Consider the following 18739-nt stretch of genomic DNA (forward strand, 5'->3'; position numbering starts at 1 on the left):
ATTTCCGTCGGCGCCATGCGGGGCGGGTCGCCAGGGCCCCCCGGAGGCCGTAACGCCGGTACCGCAAAACGCCCACCCGGCGGCGCCCGGGACGCGGAGGACCGGACGCCGGGTACGCCGAAGGGGCCGCCCGCACCACGGATGGCGGGCGGCCCCTTCGGGGACGTGCTGCACGTACGGGACGTACGGCCGGTCGGTCAGGACCGGGTCAGGAGGCCTTGGCCTTCTCGGCCGGCGCGGCAGCCGCGGCGGCCGGGGCCGGCGCGGGCTTGGCGGCCTCGTAGAACTCCTCGCGCGGGGTCTCCAGAGCACCGAGGGAGACGACCTCGCGCTTGAGGAACATGCCGAGGGTCCAGTCCGCGAAGACGCGGATCTTGCGGTTCCAGGTCGGCATGGCCATGCCGTGGTAGCCACGGTGCATGTACCAGGCGAGACGGCCCTTGAGCTTGATCTTCATCCCGCCCATGACGATCATCGCAACGCCCTTGTGGACGCCGAGACCGGCCACCGCACCCTTGTTGGAGTGCGAGTACTCCTTCTGCGGGAAGCCCCGCATGCCGGCCACCACGTTGTCGCCGAGGACCTTCGCCTGGCGCAGCGCGTGCTGGGCGTTCGGCGGGCACCAGGCGTTCTCGACGCCGGCCTTGCGGGCGGCGACGTCCGGGACCTGGGCGTTGTCGCCCGCGGCCCAGATGTAGTCGGTGCCCTGGACCTGGAGGGTCGGGGCGGTGTCGACGTGGCCGCGCGGGCCGAGCGGCAGGCCGAAGCGGGCCAGCGCCGGGTTGGGCTTGACGCCCGCGGTCCACACGATCGTGTTGGAGTCGACCTCGAGGCCGTTCTTCAGCACGACGTGGCCGTCGACGCAGGAGTCCATCGAGGTGCCGAGGTAGATCTCGATGCCGCGGGACTCGAGGTGCTCCTTGCCCCAGGTGCCGAGCTTGGGCCCGACCTCGGGGAGGATCTTGTCGGCCGCGTCCACCAGGACGAAGCGCATGTCCTCGCGCTTGATCGTGGAGTAGTACTTGGCGGCGTCGCGGGCCATGTCCTCGACCTCGCCGATCGTCTCGGCGCCGGCGAAGCCGCCGCCGATGAAGACGAAGGTGAGGGCCTTGCGGCGGACGTTCTCGTCCGTCGTGGACTCGGCCTTGTCGAGCTGCTCGAGGACGTGGTTGCGCAGGCCGATGCCCTCCTCGACGCCCTTCATGCCGATGCCCTGCTCGGCGAGGCCGGGGATCGGGAAGGTGCGGGAGATGGCGCCGAGCGCGATCACCAGGTAGTCGAAGGGCAGCTCGTACGCCTCGCCGACCAGCGGCGTGACGACGGCGACCTTGCGGTCCTGGTCGATGGTGGTGACCCGGCCGGTGAGAACCTCAGCCTTGGGCAGCACGCGTCGCAGCGGGACGACGACGTGCCGAGGCGAGATGCTGCCTGCGGCCACTTCGGGGAGGAAGGGCTGGTAGGTCATGTAGGACCGGGGGTCGACGACCGTGACGGTCGCCTCGCCGTAGCGCATCTTCTTCATGATGCGCTTGGCCGCGTACAGGCCTACGTACCCACCTCCTACAACGAGGATCCTGGGACGCTCCGTGGTGCTCATGGAACGAGTATCCAGCACCCCAAGGGGTGATGCTCGTGAGCCCCTTCACAAGAACCGACAGGGCCTCTGCTACACTGCGCCACCCACGTGACCCAGGTCATGGTGCGAAACGGGAACCAGGGTGTAACGGGATTCGTTGTTCACCCGCCCTGAACTGGCCTCCAGGGCCTTCGGCGGAGTAGACCACCGGGTTCGTGGCTCCATACCGGCCATGCGTGGCGCGTTCGCCGGTTCGCACGAACGCGCGCACAAAAGGGACCCGCGGCCCCCGCAAACCCCCCGAACGGCCCTCCACTTGACCCGGCCGGGCCATTTTCCTTGTGAAGAACTTCACGAAGTTTCTTCGGGGAGAGGGACCTAAGACCTCCGTAAAGGCCCCTCAAGCCCCTTGAGCCCCTTACATTCCTCTGCCCCGCCCCGCCGCCCTCCGCGGCGCACCGGTGGCCACCCTCGCCTCCATCGCGGACTCCGACGCGCTCGAAGCCGCGGCGCCGAGTTGCTCGCCGAGTTGCTCGCCGACTGTTCGGCGGGCGGGATGATCTCCGCCGCTCCGGCTGGAACACCGCGGAAGCGGAAGAGCGCCCCCGGTGGGGGCGCTCCTGCGGGTCAGGCGACGGACCAGGCGATGCCGTCCAGGATGTCGTGTTCCGAGACGACGACCTCCTCGGCACCGATGCGTTCCATGATCGCCAGGAGGACCAGGGCGCCTGCGCCGATCACGTCGACCCGGCCCGGGTGCAGGACCGGGATGGCGGCCCGCTCGGCGTGGGTGGTGGTCAGCATCCGCTCGGTGATCTCCCGGACGGTGGCGTACGGGACGCGGGCGTGGTGGATCTCCGAGGAGATGTACTCCGGCAGGCCGAGGGCGATCCCGGCGACCGTGGTCACCGAGCCCGCCAGGCCGACCAGGGTGCGGGCCTCGCGCAGCGGGACCGTCTGCTCGGCCAGGTCCAGGGCCGCCTCGATGTCGGCCCGTACGGCGGCGATCTGCTCCGCGGTCGGCGGGTCGGTGACCTCGCCGTCGACGACCAGGTGGCGCTCGGTCATCCGTACGCAGCCCACGTCGACGGAGCGGGCCGCCCGGACGTGCTCCTCGCCGACGACGAACTCGGTCGAGCCGCCGCCGATGTCCACGACCAGGAACGGCTTGTCCATGTGGTCCGTGCCCGCCAGCTCCTTGGTGGCACCGATGAAGGAGAACTCCGCCTCCTCGTCACCGGAGATCACCTCGGGCTCGACGCCCAGGATCTCCACGACCCCGCGGACGAAGTCCTCGCGGTTCTCGGCGTCGCGGGAGGCCGAGGTCGCCACGAAGCGCAGCCGCTCGGCCCCGAGTTCCTTGATCACCTGGGCGTACTCGCGGCAGGCCGCGAAGGTGCGCTCCAGGGCCTCCGGGGCCAGCCGGCCGGTCCTGTCCACGCCCTGGCCGAGCCGGACGATCGTCATCCGCCGGTCCAGCTCCACCAGCTCGCCGGTGGCCGGGTCGCAGTCCGCCACCAGCAGGCGGATGGAGTTCGTACCGCAGTCGATGCCGGCGACCCGGGTCACGCCTCCGGCTCCTTCTGCTCCGCGTCCGCGTCCGCGGTCCCGGTCCCGGTGCCGGTGCCGGTGCCGGCCGCGTCACCGCCGCCGCACGGGGTGACGCAGGCGCCCTTCGCCCACCACTCCGGCAGCATGGCGAGGGCCTCGTCGCCGAACGGGTTGACGCCGGGGCCGGCGGCCAGCGAGTGGCCGACGAGCACGTGCAGGCACTTCACCCGGTCCGGCATGCCGCCGGCGCTCGGGAAGCCCTGGAGCACATCGATGGCGTCGCGGCGCCGGATGTAGTCCTCGTGCGCGGCCCGGTAGGCGGCGGCGAGTTCGGGGTCCTCGGCGAGGCGGGCCTGCATCTCCTTCATCACGCCGTTGGCCTCCAGCGTGCCGATCGCGGAGGCCGCGCGCGGGCAGGTGAGGTAGTACAGCGTGGGGAAGGGCGTCCCGTCGGGCAGCCGGGGGGCGGTCTCCACCACGTCGGGCTGGCCGCAGGGGCAGCGGTGGGCGATGGCCCGCAGCCCGCGCGGCGGGCGTCCGAGCTGCTGCTCGAACGCCTCGATGTCCGCGTCGGTCGGCTCGGTCCGGTCGGTCTGGGGCGGGGGCGTCTGCATGCCTGGAGGAAGTCTCTTCGTTCTCGTCGTTCGGGTGGGGTGGTGCTCTGGTGCTGCTGCCGGCCGGCGGTGCCGTCAGTCGCCGGGGCGGTCGGCCTTGTCGACGCCGTCCCAGACGTTCGAGTACCAGGGGCGGTCGGCCCCGGCATGTCCGGTGCGCCGCTGCTCCGCCGCCTCGGCCCCGGGGTCGTTCATGATGTAGCTGATCTCGCCCGGGCGCACGAAGTGCAGGTGTTTGCGGGCCTGCTGCTCCGCGTACGCGTCGTCCTGCCAGCGGGCCTTCTCGTCGCGCAGCCGTTCGAGGCGTTTGCCGGCCGCCTCGGCCGCCCGCTGCTGCTCGGCGATCTCCGAGCGCTGGGAGACGTACTGGCGCATCGGGTACGCCAGGGCGACGACCAGCGTACAGAGGACCAGCGCGAGCAGGGCCGCCCGCCCGGTCAGTCGGCTGCGGCGGACCTGGCGGCGGCTCTGCGAGCGGTAGACGTGGGCCGCGGTCCGCTCGCCGAGCTGCTTGAGCCTGGTCGCGGTGGAGAAGGTGGAGAACCGATCCCGGTTCCCGGCCATTGGTCCGCCTCCCCTGGTGTCCGCGCGCCGACGCGCACCCTCGTACTCCTACGCACTACGCACTACGTCCCCGCACACGGTACGGGACCGGGTGCGGGGACGTACGGAGGCTCAGGGGCCGTCGGCCCTCGAAGCGCTCGGGGGCCGTCAGCCCTTGAAGCGGGGGAACGCGCTGCGGCCGGCGTACACCGCGGCGTCGTCGAGGATCTCCTCGATGCGCAGCAGCTGGTTGTACTTGGCGACGCGGTCCGAGCGGGCCGGGGCGCCGGTCTTGATCTGGCCGCAGTTCACGGCGACGGCGAGGTCGGCGATGGTGACGTCCTCGGTCTCGCCGGAGCGGTGCGACATCATGCACTTGAAGCCGTTGCGCTGGGCCATCTCGACGGCGTCGAGGGTCTCGGTCAGCGAACCGATCTGGTTCACCTTGACGAGCAGGGCGTTCGCGGAGCCCTCCTCGATACCGCGGGCCAGACGCTCGGGGTTGGTGACGAAGAGGTCGTCGCCGACGATCTGGACCTTGGCGCCCAGCTTGTCGGTGATGGTCTTCCAGCCGGCCCAGTCGTCCTCGAACAGCGGGTCCTCGATGGAGACCAGCGGGTACGCCTCGACGAGCTCCGCGTAGTACTCGGTCATCTCGGCGGCCGAGCGGGACTGGCCCTCGAACTCGTACTTGCCGTCCTTGTAGAACTCGGACGCGGCGACGTCGAGCGCGAGCGCGATGTCCTTGCCCGGGGTGTAACCGGCCTGCTTGATGGCCTCGACGATGAGGTCGAGCGCGGCGCGGTTGGACTCCAGGTTCGGGGCGAAGCCGCCCTCGTCGCCCAGGCCGGTGGACAGGCCCTTGGTGTGCAGGACCTTCTTGAGGGTGTGGTAGACCTCGGCGCCCCAGCGCAGGGCCTCGGAGAAGGACTCGGCGCCGATCGGCGCGATCATGAACTCCTGGATGTCCACGTTGGAGTCGGCGTGCGAGCCGCCGTTCAGGATGTTCATCATCGGAACGGGCAGCAGGTGCGCGTTCGGGCCGCCGAGGTAGCGGAAGAGCGGGAGGTCGGAGGCCTCGGACGCGGCGTGCGCGACGGCGAGGGAGACGCCCAGGATGGCGTTGGCGCCGAGCGAGCCCTTGTTGTCGGTGGCGTCCAGGTCGAACATGGCCTGGTCGATCAGGCGCTGCTCGGTGGCGTCGTAGCCGACGAGCTCCGGGCCGATCTGCTCGATGACCGCGAGGACGGCCTTCTCCACGCCCTTGCCCATGTAGCGGTTCGGGTCGCCGTCGCGGAGCTCAATGGCCTCGAAGGCACCGGTGGAGGCGCCGGACGGAACGGCAGCACGGCCGGTGCTGCCGTCGTCGAGGCCCACCTCGACCTCGACCGTGGGGTTGCCTCGGGAGTCCAGGATTTCCCGGGCTACGACGACGTCGATGGACGGCACGAGCATCTCCTTCTGGGATGTGACGCTGGGTGTGCGGTGGCGGGTCAGGCCGTGGCCGGCCTTGCCGCCTAGAGCCTAACCGGCTCCGGGCCGTCGGCTGGCCGACCGCCCGGACCCTGGGACGAAAAAGGGCCCGAATACCCCGCTTCCGGGACATACGGACCCTCATTCGGGCCGCCTCCGACCGCTGTCGGGGGCACACGCACCACCGCCCGGCGCGTGGGGGGATACGCGCCGGGCGGTGTGCTTCACACGTGCGGTGACCGTCCGCGGAAGTCCGCGCGGGTCACGCACGCGGGGCTTCGCGGGATGTTCAGCCGAGCTTCAGCTTCTGGCCCGGGAAGATCAGGTCGGCGTCGGAGACGATGTCCTTGTTGAGCTCGAAGAGCTTCTCCCAGCCGCCCTTGACGTTGTGGGCCTCGGCGATGGTGCCGAGGGTGTCGCCGGCCTTGACCTCGTAGGAGCCGTTGCCGGTCTTCGGGGCGGGGGCCTCGGAGCGCTCGGACCGGGTCGTGGGGACCTCGGTGCGGGAGGTCTCCTTCTTGGTCTCGGTCTTCTTCGGCTGGGTCTTCTTGGTCGTCTCGGTCTTCGGAGTCGACTTGGTGGTGGTGCTGTTGGTGGTGGTCGAACCGCCGCCGGAGTAGGCCGAGTTGGACAGGCCCTTGCCGCAGACCGGCCAGGCACCCTTGCCCTGGCCCTTGAGGACCTTCTCCGCGACGGCTATCTGCTGCGCCTTGGAGGCCTGGTTGGCCTGCGGGGCGTACGACTTGCCGCCGTAGCCGGCCCAGGTGGAGGCCGAGAACTGCAGGCCGCCGTAGTAGCCGTTACCGGTGTTGATGGACCAGTTGCCGCCGGACTCGCACTGCGCGACGCGGTCCCACTCCGAGGACGTGGCGGCGGAGGCGGTGCCCGCGGCCATGAGGGGCGCGGCGACGGCGACACCCGCGACGCCGGCGAGGGTCACGATGCGGGTGGTCCGCTCGATGGCGGTGGCGCGACGGTGCTTGCCCTTGCCCGAAAGCAGCATGGAGTTCTCCTCACCGACGCCTGCGAGGTGAGCTGTCGGGTTCGGGCGGATGAGTGCCCGGCCGCGCTGTGACGCGCTGCTTCACCCCAAGCCGGTCCGCGCCGTCTTTCAACGGCCCTTCCCGGCACCTACGTTGGTTCCCCCGCTCCTGCCTTCGGCGCTTGACGCGACGTGTGTTCCCTCCGCCCGCCGGCAGGATTCGGCGATGCGGTCGAAGGGGCCCGCGGTGGCGAGCGGTTCAGACCGTAGACATGACTCTCCCCGATGTTCAACGAGGAACATCGGGGAGAGAAGGCCCCTACTTGCGCTGCTTTTCGGGGTGTTTGCGCAGGTGGGGGCGGGGTTCGCCCAAGCCTTCAGGTGGGACACGCCAGTTGACCGGAAGAGATGCATGTCTCATTTGAACGAACCGGACATTCAACGCTTTCCGGGTGTCCCAACTGCCCCTATTGCTCGTTTAGATCCAGATTCTGCCCCGGCTTGATCAGGTTGGCGTCACCACCGATGACCTGCTCGTTGGCCTTGTACAGCGCCCCCCAGCCGCCCTTCACGCCCTTGGTGTTCGCGATGGTCGCCAGGCTGTCGCCCTCCTTGACCGTGTACGAGGCCGGCGAGGCCTCGACGGCCGCCGCACCACGGTGCTTGCCGGTGCCGAGGGTGCTCGGGACGGCTCCCGGGTCGGTCGAGGCGCCCGGTGCGCCCGGCGTGCCGGGTGCCGACGGGGCGGAGGGGTTCGCCGGATCGGCCGGGTTGCCGCCCGGGTTGCCGCCCGGGTTCGGGGACCCCGGGGTACCGGGCGCGGAGGCGTCCGGGGTGCCGGGGGTGCCCGGCGCGGTCGGGGTGGGCGTGACCGGGTTGGCGCTCGGGTCGCCGGGGAAGACCGGCGGGACCGTCGGGGCCGTGGTGGTCCCGTCCGGGTCGGGCATGACGGGCAGCCCGGTGGACGGACCCGCGGGTGCGGGCGGGAGCGTGTAGTCCGGCGCCGGGGTCGGGGCGCCGTAGTCCGTGGCCCGGTTGCCGGAGCCGCTCTTGGGCACCTCGGAGTCCGGGCGGCTCTGGGACTGGCCGACGGCCCGGTACTGGCCCTTGGCGCCGGGGTCCACGTCCGCGGCGGGGGCCTCCTTGGACAGCCCGGCCTGGGCGGCGCAGTTCTGCCAGGCCTCGGGGCCCTGGCCGCCGAGCACCCGCTCGGCGACGGCTATCTGCTGGGACCGGCTCGCGAGGTCGGCGCGCTCGGCGAACTCCTCGCCGCCCGCGTTCTTCCACTCCTCCTGGGTGAACTGGAGCCCGCCGTAGGCGCCGCTCCCGGTGTTCGCGCTCCAGGTGCCCCCGCTCTCGCACTCGGCGACCTTGTCCCAGGTGGCGGCTTCCGCTGCGCTCGCACCGGTGGCGGCCAGCAGTGGCATGGCCAGTGCGGAGCCCGTGACTCCGGCGGTGACGACAATCGCGGGTACCTGGCGGGGGCGTCTGTGGCGGCCGTTCCCGGAACGCATGTGCAGCACCTTTCGCATAACGGCTGGGTAACGGCAGAACCTAGCGGCCTTCGAACGATTGTCACAAGTTGAGCAAGAACCTGACTTTCCTTCAGGAAGTGTTCAGATGTTTCGGGGTGTGAATCGGACGGGAAGCGTGCGTAGGCCACGCATGATCAGACCACCGCGCCATCGAAGGTCAGTTGACGGAACCGCAAGTTCCAGATCGGGCAGACGCGTCAGCAAAGTCGCAAGTGCCGTCTGTCCTTCGAGTCGGGCGAGCGGAGCGCCCAGGCAGTAGTGGATCCCGTGCCCGTACCCCAGGTGCTGGTTGTCGGCGCGGGAGAGGTCCAGGGTGTCCGGGTCCGCGAACCGCTCCGGGTCCCGGTCGGCGGCGGCGAGCACCACGAGGACCGGGTCGCCGACGGCGATGTCCTGACCGCCGAGGGTCAGCGGTCGGGTGGCGAACCGCCAGGTGGCCAGCTCCACGGGGCCGTCGTAGCGCAGCAGCTCCTCGACCCCGGTCTGCAGCAGGCCGTGCTCCCCGGCGGCGAGGGATTCCTGCAGGCGGGAGCGCTGGCCGGGGTTCATGAAGAGGGAGTGGACGCCGTTGCCGATGAGGTTCACGGTGGTCTCGAAGCCGGCGAACAGCAGGATGAAGGCCATGGCGGTGGCCTCCGCCTCCGTCAGGTGGTCCCCGTGGTCGCTCGCCCGGATCAGGTCGGAGATGAGGTCATCGCCCAGATCGTCCCGCTTGCGGTGGATGAGTTCCCCGAGATAGGTCCGCATCTGCTTCACCGAACGGGCCACCCCGCCCCGCGGGCCGCCGCCGTGCCGGATCATCATCCCGGCCCAGTCGCGGAAGTCGTCCTGGTCCTCGCGCGGTACGCCGAGCATCTCGCAGATGGCGTAGATGGGCAGCGGGAAGGCGAACTCGTGGATGAGATCCGCCTCACCCCGCCCGGCGAACGCGTCGATCAGCTGGTCCGTCAGCTCCTGCACCCGCGGTGTGAACTCCGCCACCCTGCGCGGGGTGAACGCCTTCGACACCAGCCGCCGCAGCCGGGTGTGGTCCGGCGGGTCGATGTTCAGCAGGTGCGTCATCAGCTCCGCCTTGCGCTCCCCCGGGATCCCGGTCTTGCCCTTGGCGTGCGCCGGCTCCGCGTGGTGCGCCGGGTTCTTGCTGAGCCGCTGGTCGGCGAGGGCCTGGCGGGCGTCGGCGTACCGGGTGACCAGCCAGGCCTCGACCCCGCTGGGCAGTTTCGTGCGGTGCACCGGGGAGTGCTCGCGCAGCCAGGCGTACGCGGGGTAGGGGTCGGTCGCGAACTCCCAGTCGAACAGGGTCGGGCCCTGGGAGGGAGCGGGGTCTTCGGGGGCTGCGGGGGTCGGCTCGTGCACCCGTCGACGGTATCCCGACCGCCGGACGCCGTCCCATATGGGTTGTTCGTCGCGGCTGTCCGCAGATCTGCCGACGCTTGACGCCGCCCCGTCCGCCGTTCCTACTTCCCTCCGTGGATGTGAGGATCTTGAAAAGCAGCTTCGCGGTGGTGGAGAGGCGGGCCGAGCACGCCGTCAAGTACTTCTACTCCCACCTCTTCTGGCACAACCCCGCCCTCCGCGCGCTGTTCCCGTCCTCCGCCCACGACATGCAGCGCCAGCGCGACCGGCTCTTCGCCGCCCTCACCCATGTCATCGCCCACCTGGAACACGAGAGCCTGCTCCCCTACCTCAACGACCTCGGCCGCGACCACCGCAAGTACCTCGCCCGCCCCGAGCACTACGCGGCCGTCGGCGCCAGCCTGCTCGCCGCGCTCGCCGAGACCTCCGGCGCGGCCTGGACCCCGGACGTGGAGAAGGCCTGGTCCGAGGCCTACCAGGTGATCGCCGACGCGATGACCGCGGGCGCCGCCGCCGGCGAGGACCCGCCCTGGTGGGACGCGGAGATCGTGCGCCACCTCACCTACGGCGAGGACATCGGCGTCCTGACCCTGCGCCCCGCGGCCCCCTTCCCCTACCGGCCCGGCCAGTACACGAGCGTGAGCAGCGCGCGCGTCCCGCGGACCTGGCGCACGTACTCCATCGGCAACGCCCCGCGCCCCGACGGCACCCTCGACCTGCACGTCAGCCGCATCGAGCAGGGCCGGCTCAGCACCGCCCTGGTCCGCGAGGCCCGTCCCGGCGAGCTGCTCCGGCTCGGCGCGGCCGGCGGGTCGCTGACCCTCCGGCGCGGCGACCGGCCCGTCAGCCTGATCGCCGCCGGAACCGGCTGGGCCCCCGTCCGGGCCCTCCTGGAGGAGCTCACCGGCCATCCCCCCGACCGGGCCGTACGGCTCTTCGTCGTGGCCCGGGACGCCGCGCACCTCTACGACCGCCCGCTGATCGACGCGTACGCCGCCGCCTTCCGCTGGCTCGGCGTCACCTACATCACGCCCGCCCCCGGGCGACACCGCGACGAGGCCACCGCCCGGCTGGCGACCGCGCTCGGCAACCGCGGGCGCTGGCCCGACCAGGACGTCTACCTCAGCGGCCCGCCCGTGTTCGTCGACGAGACCGTGCACCTGCTGCAGGAGCTCGGCGCCCGGCCCGGCCGGATCTTCCACGACACCCTGCCCGCCGCCGGCACCGGCCGCGGGCCGCAGGGGCGGCCGTTGGGCTTCGGCGAGTGGTTCCTGCACCGCCCCGACCCTCACTGGCTGAACCCGTCACGGCGCGCCCCGCGCCACGGCTGAGCCCGCACCGCGGCCGCTCCCGCCACGGCCGGTCCCTCGCCGCCGCCGCTCCCGCGCAGCCGCCGGGCCCGCCGCCCGTTCCGGACCCCGCCCCCTCCCGGGCGCTACGCGTCGACGCCCTCCGCCGCGCGGATCGCGTCCCGGTAGGCGCGGGCCGCGGCGCGCAGCGCCGTCTCGGGGTCGACGCCCGCCGCCTCGGCGCGGGCCGCCATCCGCAGCAGCTCGTACCCGATGCCCTCGCCGTCGGGCAGTTCCACGGCCACGCCGCCCGCCCGGACCCGCCCGGCCAGCTTGGCCGCGAGGGCCAGGCCCGGCTGGCCCAGCGGGACCCCGTCGGTGACCGACTCCCGCTGCTTCTCCACCGCCTTGGTGCGCTGCCAGTGCTCGGCCACGTCCTGCGCGGTCCGCGCCTCGGCGTCCCCGAAGACGTGCGGGTGGCGGTGGATCAGCTTCTCGACGAGGCTGCCGGCCACGTCGTCCACGGAGAACGGCTCGTCCGGGTGCTCCTCGGCGATCCGCGCGTGGAAGACCACCTGGAGCAGGACGTCGCCGAGCTCCTCGCGCAGCTCCTCCCGGTCCCCGTCCTCGATGGCCTCGACCAGCTCGTACGCCTCCTCCATCGCGTACTTCACCAGCCCCTCGTGCGTCTGGCGCGAGGTCCACGGGCATTCGCGGCGCACCCGGTCCATCACCTGGACCAGGTCGAGCAGCCGCGCGCCGGGCAGGTCGTACGAGCCGGGCAGCAGTTCCAGGTCGGGCATCGCGACCCGGCCGGAGCCGGCCATCCGGGCCAGGCCGTCGGTGAGCCGCTTCTCGCCCTCGCCGGCCGGTATCAGCACGACGGTGCGCCCGCCGGCGCAGGCCTCGACCAGGCCCTGCGCGTCGGGGCTGTCGATGGCGACCTCGACTCCCGCCTCGCGCAGGTACGGCAGCTGCGGGTGGTCCGGATCGGTGCACAGCACCCGGTCCGCGGCGTGCAGGGTCTGCCAGGCCGGCCAGGACAGCAGGCCGGGGGCGACCCGGTGGCTGGCGGTGAGCAGGACGATCCGGCCGGCGGCGGTCTCGTCGGCCGGCTCGGGGGCGGGGGCGGGGGCGGCGGCGTGGGAGTTCACCCTCCGAACCTACCTCCCTCCCCGCCGCCCGCGGCCGGGCCCCGGGCGCTCAGGCCCCGGCGGGGGCCGGCCCGGGCCGGGTCCGCTGGGTGACCCAGGGGGTGACCTGGTCGCCGAGGATGATCTGCTGCGCGTCCCACACCCCGTAGCGCGGGTTCACCTCGATGTGCAGGTCCTTCGCGGCCGTGGCGAGCTGCTCCACGGCCTTCGTCTCGCTGCCGTAGTGGGCGAAGAGCCTGTCGCGCAGCAGCTTGAAGCGGAGGTCCGCCTCCATCTGGCCGGGGGCCAGGTAGGCCTGTTCGAGGGCGGAGGCCTCCAGCCGCTCGGCGCCGCCCGCCCTCTGCAGCTGCTCGTCGCGGAACTCCTCGAGCTCGCGCCGGCTGACGGTGATGCCCGCGTCCTTCGCGGCCCGCTCCAGGACGGCCGTCTGCAGCATCTTGTTGAGCTTGACCCGCTCCAGGCCCGGCGAGGACTGGATCAGCTGGGCCGCGGCCCCGCCGGTCCGGTTCTGTGCGGCGCGGACGTCGTTCACCTGGGCCTGGAGCGCGGAGGTGGTGATCCGTTCGCCGCCGACGACGGCCGCGGTGCCGGGGTGCGCCCCGCCCGAGCAGGCCGAGAGCAGGGGGGCCGCCGCGAGCAGGGCGGCGGAGACGGAGAGCGCAGTGCGACGGTGCAAAGGAGCCTCCAGGGCCGGGAGATTGTGCGTCGGTGCACAAAGGCCGTGCGGTGATCGATGGTATGCAGTCCGGGTGGTCCGAGCCACCGGTTCGACCAACGATTCCCGGGGTGTCGCGGTACGCCCGCGGCGGCGTCCGGCGCGCGTGTCGGCGTCCAGGGTTGGTGTCCGGGCCACCCTGCGGCCACCCCCGGGTCCCCCGCGGGTGGCAGGGTCGGCCCACCATGTCGACACCGCTCCGCTCGCCGCACCGCCCGCCGCTCCGGCCGCCGGTCCGGTCCCGGCCGGAATCCGCGCGCCGCTCCCCGCGCCGCCCCAGCCTGGCGGGCTCGGCGCTCGCCGCCCTGCTCGCCACGGTGGCCGTCTGCGCCGGGGACGCGGCCGCCCGCGTCTTCCCTTACGGGCGCCGCCACCGCAGCGTCAACGACCTCGGCAACCAGTTCGTCCCCTTCCACGCCCACCTGTGGGACCTGCTGCACGGGCGGGCCCGCGGCGGGCTGCTGCTCAACTGGCAGTCCGGCTACGGCACGAGCTTCCTGCCGGACTTCGGCACCTACCTGGCGAGCCCGTTCGCCCCGCTCGTCGCCCTCTTCCCGCGGCAGGACATCGACCTCGCGGTGTACGTCGTCACGGTCTCGAAGGCGGCGGCCGCGGCGGCGGCCATGGCCTGGCTGCTGCGCACGCAGGCCCGCGGCCCGTGGTGGGCGGCGGGGCTGCTGGGGGCCTCGTACGCGCTGTGCGGCTGGTCGGTGATCGAGGCCGCGTACAACCCGATGTGGCTGGACGGGCTGATCGCCTTCCCGACGCTGTGCCTGACCGGCGAATGGGCGCTGCGCCGGCGCCGGTTCACGGCCGCCGTGCTCGTCGCCGCGGTGTGCTGGACCGCGAACTTCTACACCGCCTACATGGCCACCCTGGGCGCTGCGCTGGTGCTCCTGGTACGGGTGGTGCTCACGCGTCCGGAGGTGCGGGAGCGGCTGTCGGTGGTGGTGCGGGCGGCGGGCGCCATCCTGCTGGGCATCGCCGTGTCCGCCCCGGTGCTGGTGCCGCTGTTCCTGAGCTCGCGGCAGGCCTACCCCGGGTGGAGCCGAGAGTTCCGGCCGGTGCCGTGGGCGGACGTGTTCGCCCGCCTGCTGCCCGGCACCTACTCCTTCTCCTCCCCGGCGGTCTTCGTCGGGACGGGCACGCTGCTGCTGGTGACCGCCCTCCCCTTCCACCGCGGAGTGCCGCTGCGCTCCCGGCTGTGGTGGACGGGCCTGGTCGCGGCGGTGCTGGTCTCCTTCCAGTGGACGCCGACCCACCTGGCCTGGCACGTGTTCGCCACCCCCAACGGCAGCCCGTACCGGCAGACCTTCGTGCTCGCCGGGATCGCCGTCATCGCGGCCTGGACCGCGCTGGCCGGCGGGCCGCCGGGGCCGCGGGCGCTCACGGCGGGGGCCGCGGTGCTGGGTGCGGCGGCCCTCGCGGCGAGCCGCAGCCCGCTGGCCACGGGCTGGGGGCTCGCCCTGTTCTGCGGCGGCCTCGCCCTGGCCGCGGCGGCCTGGTGGCTGCTGCGGCCCGCGCCCGCCGCTCCCGTACCGCCCGGCCGGGCTTCCTCCCCCGGCCGGGCGCCCTCGCCCGCGCGGCGCCGGCTCACGGCGCCGGCCGTGGCCGTCCTGGCCGCCGTCCTGGCCGGACAGGCCGCGGCCACCACCGCGTTCGGCCACCGGGGCAAGCTGGGCGGGCTGGACGACTACCCCTCCTGGGGCCGTGCCCACACCGCCCGGGCCGCCGCCCTGGCCGGGGCCGACGGCTGGCCCGCGTACCGCACCGACCCCGGCCGCCCGGCGCTGTCGGGCAACGACCCGCTGCTGCTGGGCGGGGAGGGCGGCGCCTACTACAGCAGCCACACCCCGGACGTGTTCACCCGCACCATGGCCGCTCTCGGCGCCGGCTGGACCTCGCGCGGACGCAACGTGCAGAGCATCGACAACCCGGTGACCGACGCCCTCTTCGGGGTCGGCGCCCGGCTCCGGCCGGACGGCACGATCGCCCGCCCCGACACGCTCCCCCTGGTCACGCTCCGCCCGCCCGGCCCCGCCCCCGCCTACGGGGAGTCGCCCTTCGCCAACCAGGAACTCCTGCTGGGCGCCCGGGTGTACGAGGACCCGGTCGGGCCCGGGGTGTGCCGCGCGGGCACCGAGGCCTTCCTGTGGGCCCCCGAGTACAACGCGAAGGCCCGCCTCGCCGACGGGCCCGCCTTCCGCCTGAACGGCAGCGCGCCCCGCAACCGGGCGGCCCTGCAGCCCCTCGGCCCCTCGCACGGCGCATCCTCCGCGCTCGTCTTCGAGGCCCCGGCGCCGACCCGCTGGACGCTGTCGTGCCTGGACCGCGGGCGACTGGACACGGCCGTGGCCGGGCTGCGGGCACGGGCCGCCGAGTCGGTGCGGATCGGCCCGGCGGGCGTCCGCGCCACCCTGCCCCCGGCGTCCGAGGGCACGGCGGTGCTGGCCGCGCCCGCCATCGCCGGCTGGACCTGCAACGGCCGACCGGCGGCGGCCCACCTGGGCCTGGTCGCCGTGCCCGTGGCCGCCGGCACCACCGAGGTGGCGTGCACGTTCCGGCCGCCGGGCCTGCTACCGGGTACGGCGGCCGCCGCGGCCGCCCTGCTGGTGGTGGCCGGCCCGGCGGTGTGGCGGTGGCGTCAGCGGACCCGGCCCAGCCACTGAAGGGTGCGGCGGACCTCGGCGGAGAACGGGTGCCCGGGGCCGTGCACCCGCTCGGCGTCGAACAGCAGCCGGGCCAGGGTGTCGTGGGCGGCCGCCCGGTCGCCCAGCGACAGCAGCAGGTGCGCTATCCGGCGGCGGACCTCCAGCGGCAGCCCCGGGTCCGGGTTCGCGTAGTGGTTCTCGAACAGCGGCAGCAGCGAGCGGTACTCCGCCAGCGCCGCGGCCGGTTCGCCGAGCTGTTCCAGGCACTGGGCCGCGTCGTAGCGGAACCGCAGCGCCTGCGCGTCACCGGCCGGGAACTCCTCGGCCAGGCGGCGCAGTTCGGGCAGGGCGCGGCGGTACTGGCCGTCGTCCATGAGCGTGGCCGCGTACTGCTTGCGCAGGCTGCGGACCACGGGCGAGTGCTCCCCGTGCTCCGCGGCGGCCGCCGGCAGGATCCCGCCGAGGATGTCCACGGCCTGGGTGAGCCGGCCCTGGTCGAGGAGGCTGCGGGCCTCGTCGACGGCGGCCGGGATGTCCGGCCGGGACGGCGGCGCGGTCGGCTGCGGCGGGATCGCCGCGGCCCGGTCGGGCCAGGGCGCGTGCGGGCGCAGGAAGGGACGGGTGGGGTCGAGGGTCGCGGCCGGGGTGCCCTGCTTGGGCAGCAGCGGCGCGAGGGCCTCGTACACCTGCTGCGCGGACGCGGGCCGGTCCTGCGGGTCCTTGGCCAGCAGGTGCAGCAGGACCGCCTCCAGCTGGTGCGGGATCTCCGGGCGGGTACGGCGCACCGGGACCGGCGGCTCGTACAGGTGCCGGTGCAGCACGCCGAGCGCGGTGGACCCGGCGAACGGGACGTTCCCGCTGAGGAGTTCGTACAGCAGCACGCCCAGGGCGTACAGGTCGGTGTACGGGCCGACCGCGCCGCCCATCGCCTGTTCGGGCGCCATGTACGCCGGGCTGCCGATCGGCGTGCCGGTGCTGGTGAGGCGGGTGGTGTCGGTGTCCATCACCGAGGCGACACCGAGGTCGAGGACCAGGACGGTGCCGTCGGGGCGGATCATCACGTTCCGCGGCTTGAGGTCGCGGTGCACGATCGGCACCGCGTGCACGGCGGACAGCACCCCGCACAGCTGCGCGACCACCGCCACGGCCCACTGCCAGGGGTAGCCGTCACGGGCGGCGAGGTGGTCGGCCAGGTTCTCGCCCTCGACGTACCCCATGACGAGGAACAGCTCGTCGCCGTCGCTGCCCGCGTCGTGGACCGTGACCAGACCCGGGTGGTCCACCTGCGCGGTGACCCGGCACTCGCGCACGAAGCGGCGGCGCAGCTCGTCGGCGACCGAGCCGGGCCCGGCCACCTTGTCGGGGCGCAGCAGCTTGACGGCCACGCGCCGGTCCAGGCGCTGGTCGTACGCCGTCCACACCTGGCCCATGCCGCCCTGGCCGAGCAGCGAGGCCAGCTGGTAGCGCTCGCCGATGATCCGGTCGTCGCCCGTCACCGGCCCTGGCCCTCACCCTCGGGGCGGGGCGGCGTGGGCGGCGGGGTCTGCTTGCGCAGCAGCTCGCTCAGCTCGTCGAGTTCGGCGCGGACCTGTCCGATGCGCGGCGGGTTGACGGGACCGGGGCCCGGGGCCGGCGTCTGCGGCTGCGGCTGCGGCGGCACGGGCTGGGTCTGGAGGCGGGGCTGCATCGGCTGGGTCTGCGCCTGCGGGTAGCCGTACCCGGGCTGCGAGGGCTGGGTCTGCTGCGGCGGCACGTACGGGGCGGACTGCGACGGGTACCAGGCGGCGGCGCGGGCCGCCCTGTTCTCGTAGTGGCGGATGTCCGCCACCAGGAAGTAGATGCACGTCACCACGCCGGTGCAGATCACACCGAGGGCACCGGTGTTGCCCTGCCAGCCGTCGGTGTTGGGCGTCGGGTCCGCACCGATCAGCGCGATCCAGCCGACGGTCAGCAGGAAGTTGACGACCAGCAGGACCCAGTCCGCGGTCCGGCGGGTGAGGATCGCCAGCCGCAGCAACGCGGCCCACCCGAGGAAGCCGCAGCTCAGGACGGGAATCAGGGCGAACAGCACGCGCAGTGCCACCACACCCCCGGAGGTGGGCTGGGGGCCATGCTGCGGCGGGAGGCCGGGGCCGTGCATCGCTGCTCCTGACGGACCGTGTCGACAAGTTCAGGTCTGAGGGTATACAGCGTTTCCGGCCGCCATCGAGGGGATGCGCGCAACCGTTGCAGGCTTGCCGCACTGGCGCCCGCGGCGGCGCGGCGCACCCCCGGCGCACCCCGGGCCGGCGCACTCTCCGCGCTCGGGCACCGGGCCGCGGCCCGCGGCCCGGATATCCGGTCGACGGGGGAACGTACCCGCGGGGTAACCTCGGCCCTCTCGACCACTTGTCCGGGGGAACTCGCTCTGCTCACCAGGAAATCCGGGGCCGCCGCGCTCGTCGGCGCAGCGCTGCTCGCCTGCGCCGCCTGCGGGCCGCAGCCGGGGAAGGTCGCGTCGGCCTCCGTCACCGCCTCCGCTTCCGCCTCGTCGCCGTCGCCGTCGCCGTCCGCGACGGCCGACGTCCTGGCGGGCCGCGATCCCGCCGCCGTGCTGCGCGACGCGTACGAGGCCACGGGGCAGGCCCCGGTCAAGACGGCGGAGGTCCACGCCACGTCGGGGGACCGCAAGATGCAGGCGAGCCTCACCCTGACCACCGGCGGGGTCTGCGCGGGCAGCGTCACCACGCTGCGGGCCGGCTCGGCGCAGCTGCACCTGGTCGACGGCGTCCTCCTCCTCAACGGCGACCTCGGCTTCCTGCGCGACCACTACGCGGACCGGCCCGGCGGCGACGCGGAACGGGCGGCGGCCCGCGCGGCCGGGCGCTGGGTCAAGGTGTCCCCCTCCGACCCCGCGGCCGGCCGCCTCACCGGCCTCTGCACGGCCGGCGGGGCCCCGGGGAAGGCGTACTCCCTGGACCGCAGGGACATCCGGCGCGAGAAGGACACGTGGTCCGACGGCCGCCAGGTGGCGGTGTTCGTCTCGACCGACGCGAACGGCTCCGAGATCACCGATCACGTGGCGCTGGCGGGCACCCCGTACCTGCTCAGGCGCTACCAGCGGACGGGCAAGGTGTACGACAGCACCGACTACTCCCTCGTCGCCCCCGACGAGCGGCCGCAGCCCCCGGCCGATCCGAAGTCCGTCGAGCAGGTCTGACGCTCCGGCGGGGGGGGGGGGGGGGGGGGGGGGGGGGGGGGGGGGGGGGGGGGGGGGGGGGGGGGGGGGGGGAGGGCTAGGGAGAAGAACGGGAAGAGAGG

At 73.4% G+C, this 18739-nt stretch carries 15 protein-coding genes and 1 riboswitch; of the genes, 3 read left to right on the plus strand and 12 right to left on the minus strand.

What is annotated here, in order from left to right:
* Positions 1–208: 208 nt before the first annotated feature.
* The 8 genes from ACZ4VL_RS33155 to ACZ4VL_RS33190 all read right to left on the minus strand — a co-directional run bounded on the left by ACZ4VL_RS33155 (position 209) and on the right by ACZ4VL_RS33190 (position 9630).
* Positions 209–1597 (minus strand): NAD(P)/FAD-dependent oxidoreductase, encoded by a 1389-nt coding sequence (locus ACZ4VL_RS33155; RefSeq protein ID WP_468207508.1) that lies wholly within the window; start codon positions 1595–1597, stop codon positions 209–211.
* Positions 1598–2203: 606 nt separating this feature from the next.
* Positions 2204–3145: a Ppx/GppA phosphatase family protein gene (locus tag ACZ4VL_RS33160; protein WP_468207511.1), complete on the minus strand. Its 942-nt coding sequence runs from the start codon at positions 3143–3145 to the stop codon at positions 2204–2206.
* The gene (locus ACZ4VL_RS33165) at positions 3142–3741 is read right to left on the minus strand and encodes a DUF501 domain-containing protein (protein ID WP_468207514.1); all 600 of its coding nucleotides are present in this window, start codon (positions 3739–3741) and stop codon (positions 3142–3144) included. The genes ACZ4VL_RS33160 and ACZ4VL_RS33165 overlap by 4 nt, the downstream gene beginning before the upstream one ends.
* A gap of 75 nt (positions 3742–3816) precedes the next feature.
* Entirely contained in the window at positions 3817–4305 is a 489-nt protein-coding gene (locus tag ACZ4VL_RS33170) for an FtsB family cell division protein (RefSeq protein ID WP_468207517.1), read from the minus strand.
* A gap of 147 nt (positions 4306–4452) precedes the next feature.
* Positions 4453–5739, minus strand: coding sequence for a phosphopyruvate hydratase (eno, locus tag ACZ4VL_RS33175; protein ID WP_468207520.1), 1287 nt, complete (start codon positions 5737–5739; stop codon positions 4453–4455).
* A gap of 307 nt (positions 5740–6046) precedes the next feature.
* Positions 6047–6760, minus strand: a complete 714-nt coding sequence (locus ACZ4VL_RS33180; RefSeq protein ID WP_468207523.1) for a transglycosylase family protein — start codon at positions 6758–6760, stop codon at positions 6047–6049.
* A 2-nt stretch (positions 6761–6762) separates the two neighbouring features.
* A riboswitch (cyclic di-AMP (ydaO/yuaA leader) is annotated at positions 6763–6930 on the minus strand.
* Between the two features lie 276 nt (positions 6931–7206).
* Positions 7207–8253 carry a transglycosylase family protein gene (locus ACZ4VL_RS33185; protein WP_468207527.1) on the minus strand — a complete coding sequence of 349 codons (1047 nt, stop codon included), beginning with the start codon at positions 8251–8253 and terminating at the stop codon, positions 7207–7209.
* Between the two features lie 102 nt (positions 8254–8355).
* The gene (locus ACZ4VL_RS33190) at positions 8356–9630 is read right to left on the minus strand and encodes a cytochrome P450 family protein (protein ID WP_468207530.1); all 1275 of its coding nucleotides are present in this window, start codon (positions 9628–9630) and stop codon (positions 8356–8358) included.
* Between the two features lie 119 nt (positions 9631–9749).
* Here ACZ4VL_RS33190 and ACZ4VL_RS33195 point away from each other — a divergent pair, with 119 nt between their 5' ends.
* On the plus strand, positions 9750–10961 hold the full coding sequence (locus tag ACZ4VL_RS33195; RefSeq protein WP_468207533.1) for a globin domain-containing protein: 1212 nt from the start codon (positions 9750–9752) through the stop codon (positions 10959–10961).
* Positions 10962–11065: 104 nt separating this feature from the next.
* Here ACZ4VL_RS33195 and ACZ4VL_RS33200 read toward each other — a convergent pair whose 3' ends face one another.
* Entirely contained in the window at positions 11066–12073 is a 1008-nt protein-coding gene (locus ACZ4VL_RS33200) for a nucleoside triphosphate pyrophosphohydrolase (protein ID WP_468207536.1), read from the minus strand.
* 49 nt (positions 12074–12122) lie between these two features.
* Positions 12123–12749 carry a SurA N-terminal domain-containing protein gene (locus tag ACZ4VL_RS33205; RefSeq protein ID WP_468207539.1) on the minus strand — a complete coding sequence of 209 codons (627 nt, stop codon included), beginning with the start codon at positions 12747–12749 and terminating at the stop codon, positions 12123–12125.
* Between the two features lie 224 nt (positions 12750–12973).
* Here ACZ4VL_RS33205 and ACZ4VL_RS33210 point away from each other — a divergent pair, with 224 nt between their 5' ends.
* Positions 12974–15457, plus strand: coding sequence for a YfhO family protein (locus ACZ4VL_RS33210; protein WP_468207542.1), 2484 nt, complete (start codon positions 12974–12976; stop codon positions 15455–15457).
* On the opposite strand, the gene ACZ4VL_RS33215 is transcribed toward ACZ4VL_RS33210, so the two are convergent.
* Positions 15433–16935 carry a protein kinase domain-containing protein gene (locus ACZ4VL_RS33215; RefSeq protein ID WP_468207544.1) on the minus strand — a complete coding sequence of 501 codons (1503 nt, stop codon included), beginning with the start codon at positions 16933–16935 and terminating at the stop codon, positions 15433–15435. The two genes, ACZ4VL_RS33210 and ACZ4VL_RS33215, sit on opposite strands and share 25 nt — an antisense overlap.
* Positions 16932–17579, minus strand: a complete 648-nt coding sequence (locus ACZ4VL_RS33220) for a hypothetical protein (protein WP_468207547.1) — start codon at positions 17577–17579, stop codon at positions 16932–16934. The genes ACZ4VL_RS33215 and ACZ4VL_RS33220 overlap by 4 nt, the downstream gene beginning before the upstream one ends.
* 450 nt (positions 17580–18029) lie before the next feature.
* On the opposite strand from ACZ4VL_RS33220, the gene ACZ4VL_RS33225 reads away from it, so the two are divergent.
* Positions 18030–18638 (plus strand): hypothetical protein, encoded by a 609-nt coding sequence (locus tag ACZ4VL_RS33225; RefSeq protein ID WP_468207549.1) that lies wholly within the window; start codon positions 18030–18032, stop codon positions 18636–18638.
* Positions 18639–18739 lie beyond the last annotated feature (101 nt).

It is taken from the genome of Streptomyces sp. NPDC029014 (assembly GCF_055564695.1).

What these genes read in the sequence shown, in the direction of transcription:
- ACZ4VL_RS33155 (WP_468207508.1), bottom strand. Translation starts at nt 1,597, where the DNA reads ATGAGCACCACGGAGCGTCCCAGGATCCTCGTTGTAGGAGGTGGGTAC.
- ACZ4VL_RS33165 (WP_468207514.1), bottom strand. Translation starts at nt 3,741, where the DNA reads ATGCAGACGCCCCCGCCCCAGACCGACCGGACCGAGCCGACCGACGCG.
- ACZ4VL_RS33170 (WP_468207517.1), bottom strand. Translation starts at nt 4,305, where the DNA reads ATGGCCGGGAACCGGGATCGGTTCTCCACCTTCTCCACCGCGACCAGG.
- eno (WP_468207520.1), bottom strand. Translation starts at nt 5,739, where the DNA reads ATGCTCGTGCCGTCCATCGACGTCGTCGTAGCCCGGGAAATCCTGGAC.
- ACZ4VL_RS33180 (WP_468207523.1), bottom strand. Translation starts at nt 6,760, where the DNA reads ATGCTGCTTTCGGGCAAGGGCAAGCACCGTCGCGCCACCGCCATCGAG.
- ACZ4VL_RS33185 (WP_468207527.1), bottom strand. Translation starts at nt 8,253, where the DNA reads ATGCGTTCCGGGAACGGCCGCCACAGACGCCCCCGCCAGGTACCCGCG.
- ACZ4VL_RS33210 (WP_468207542.1), top strand. Translation starts at nt 12,974, where the DNA reads ATGTCGACACCGCTCCGCTCGCCGCACCGCCCGCCGCTCCGGCCGCCG.
- ACZ4VL_RS33220 (WP_468207547.1), bottom strand. Translation starts at nt 17,579, where the DNA reads ATGCACGGCCCCGGCCTCCCGCCGCAGCATGGCCCCCAGCCCACCTCC.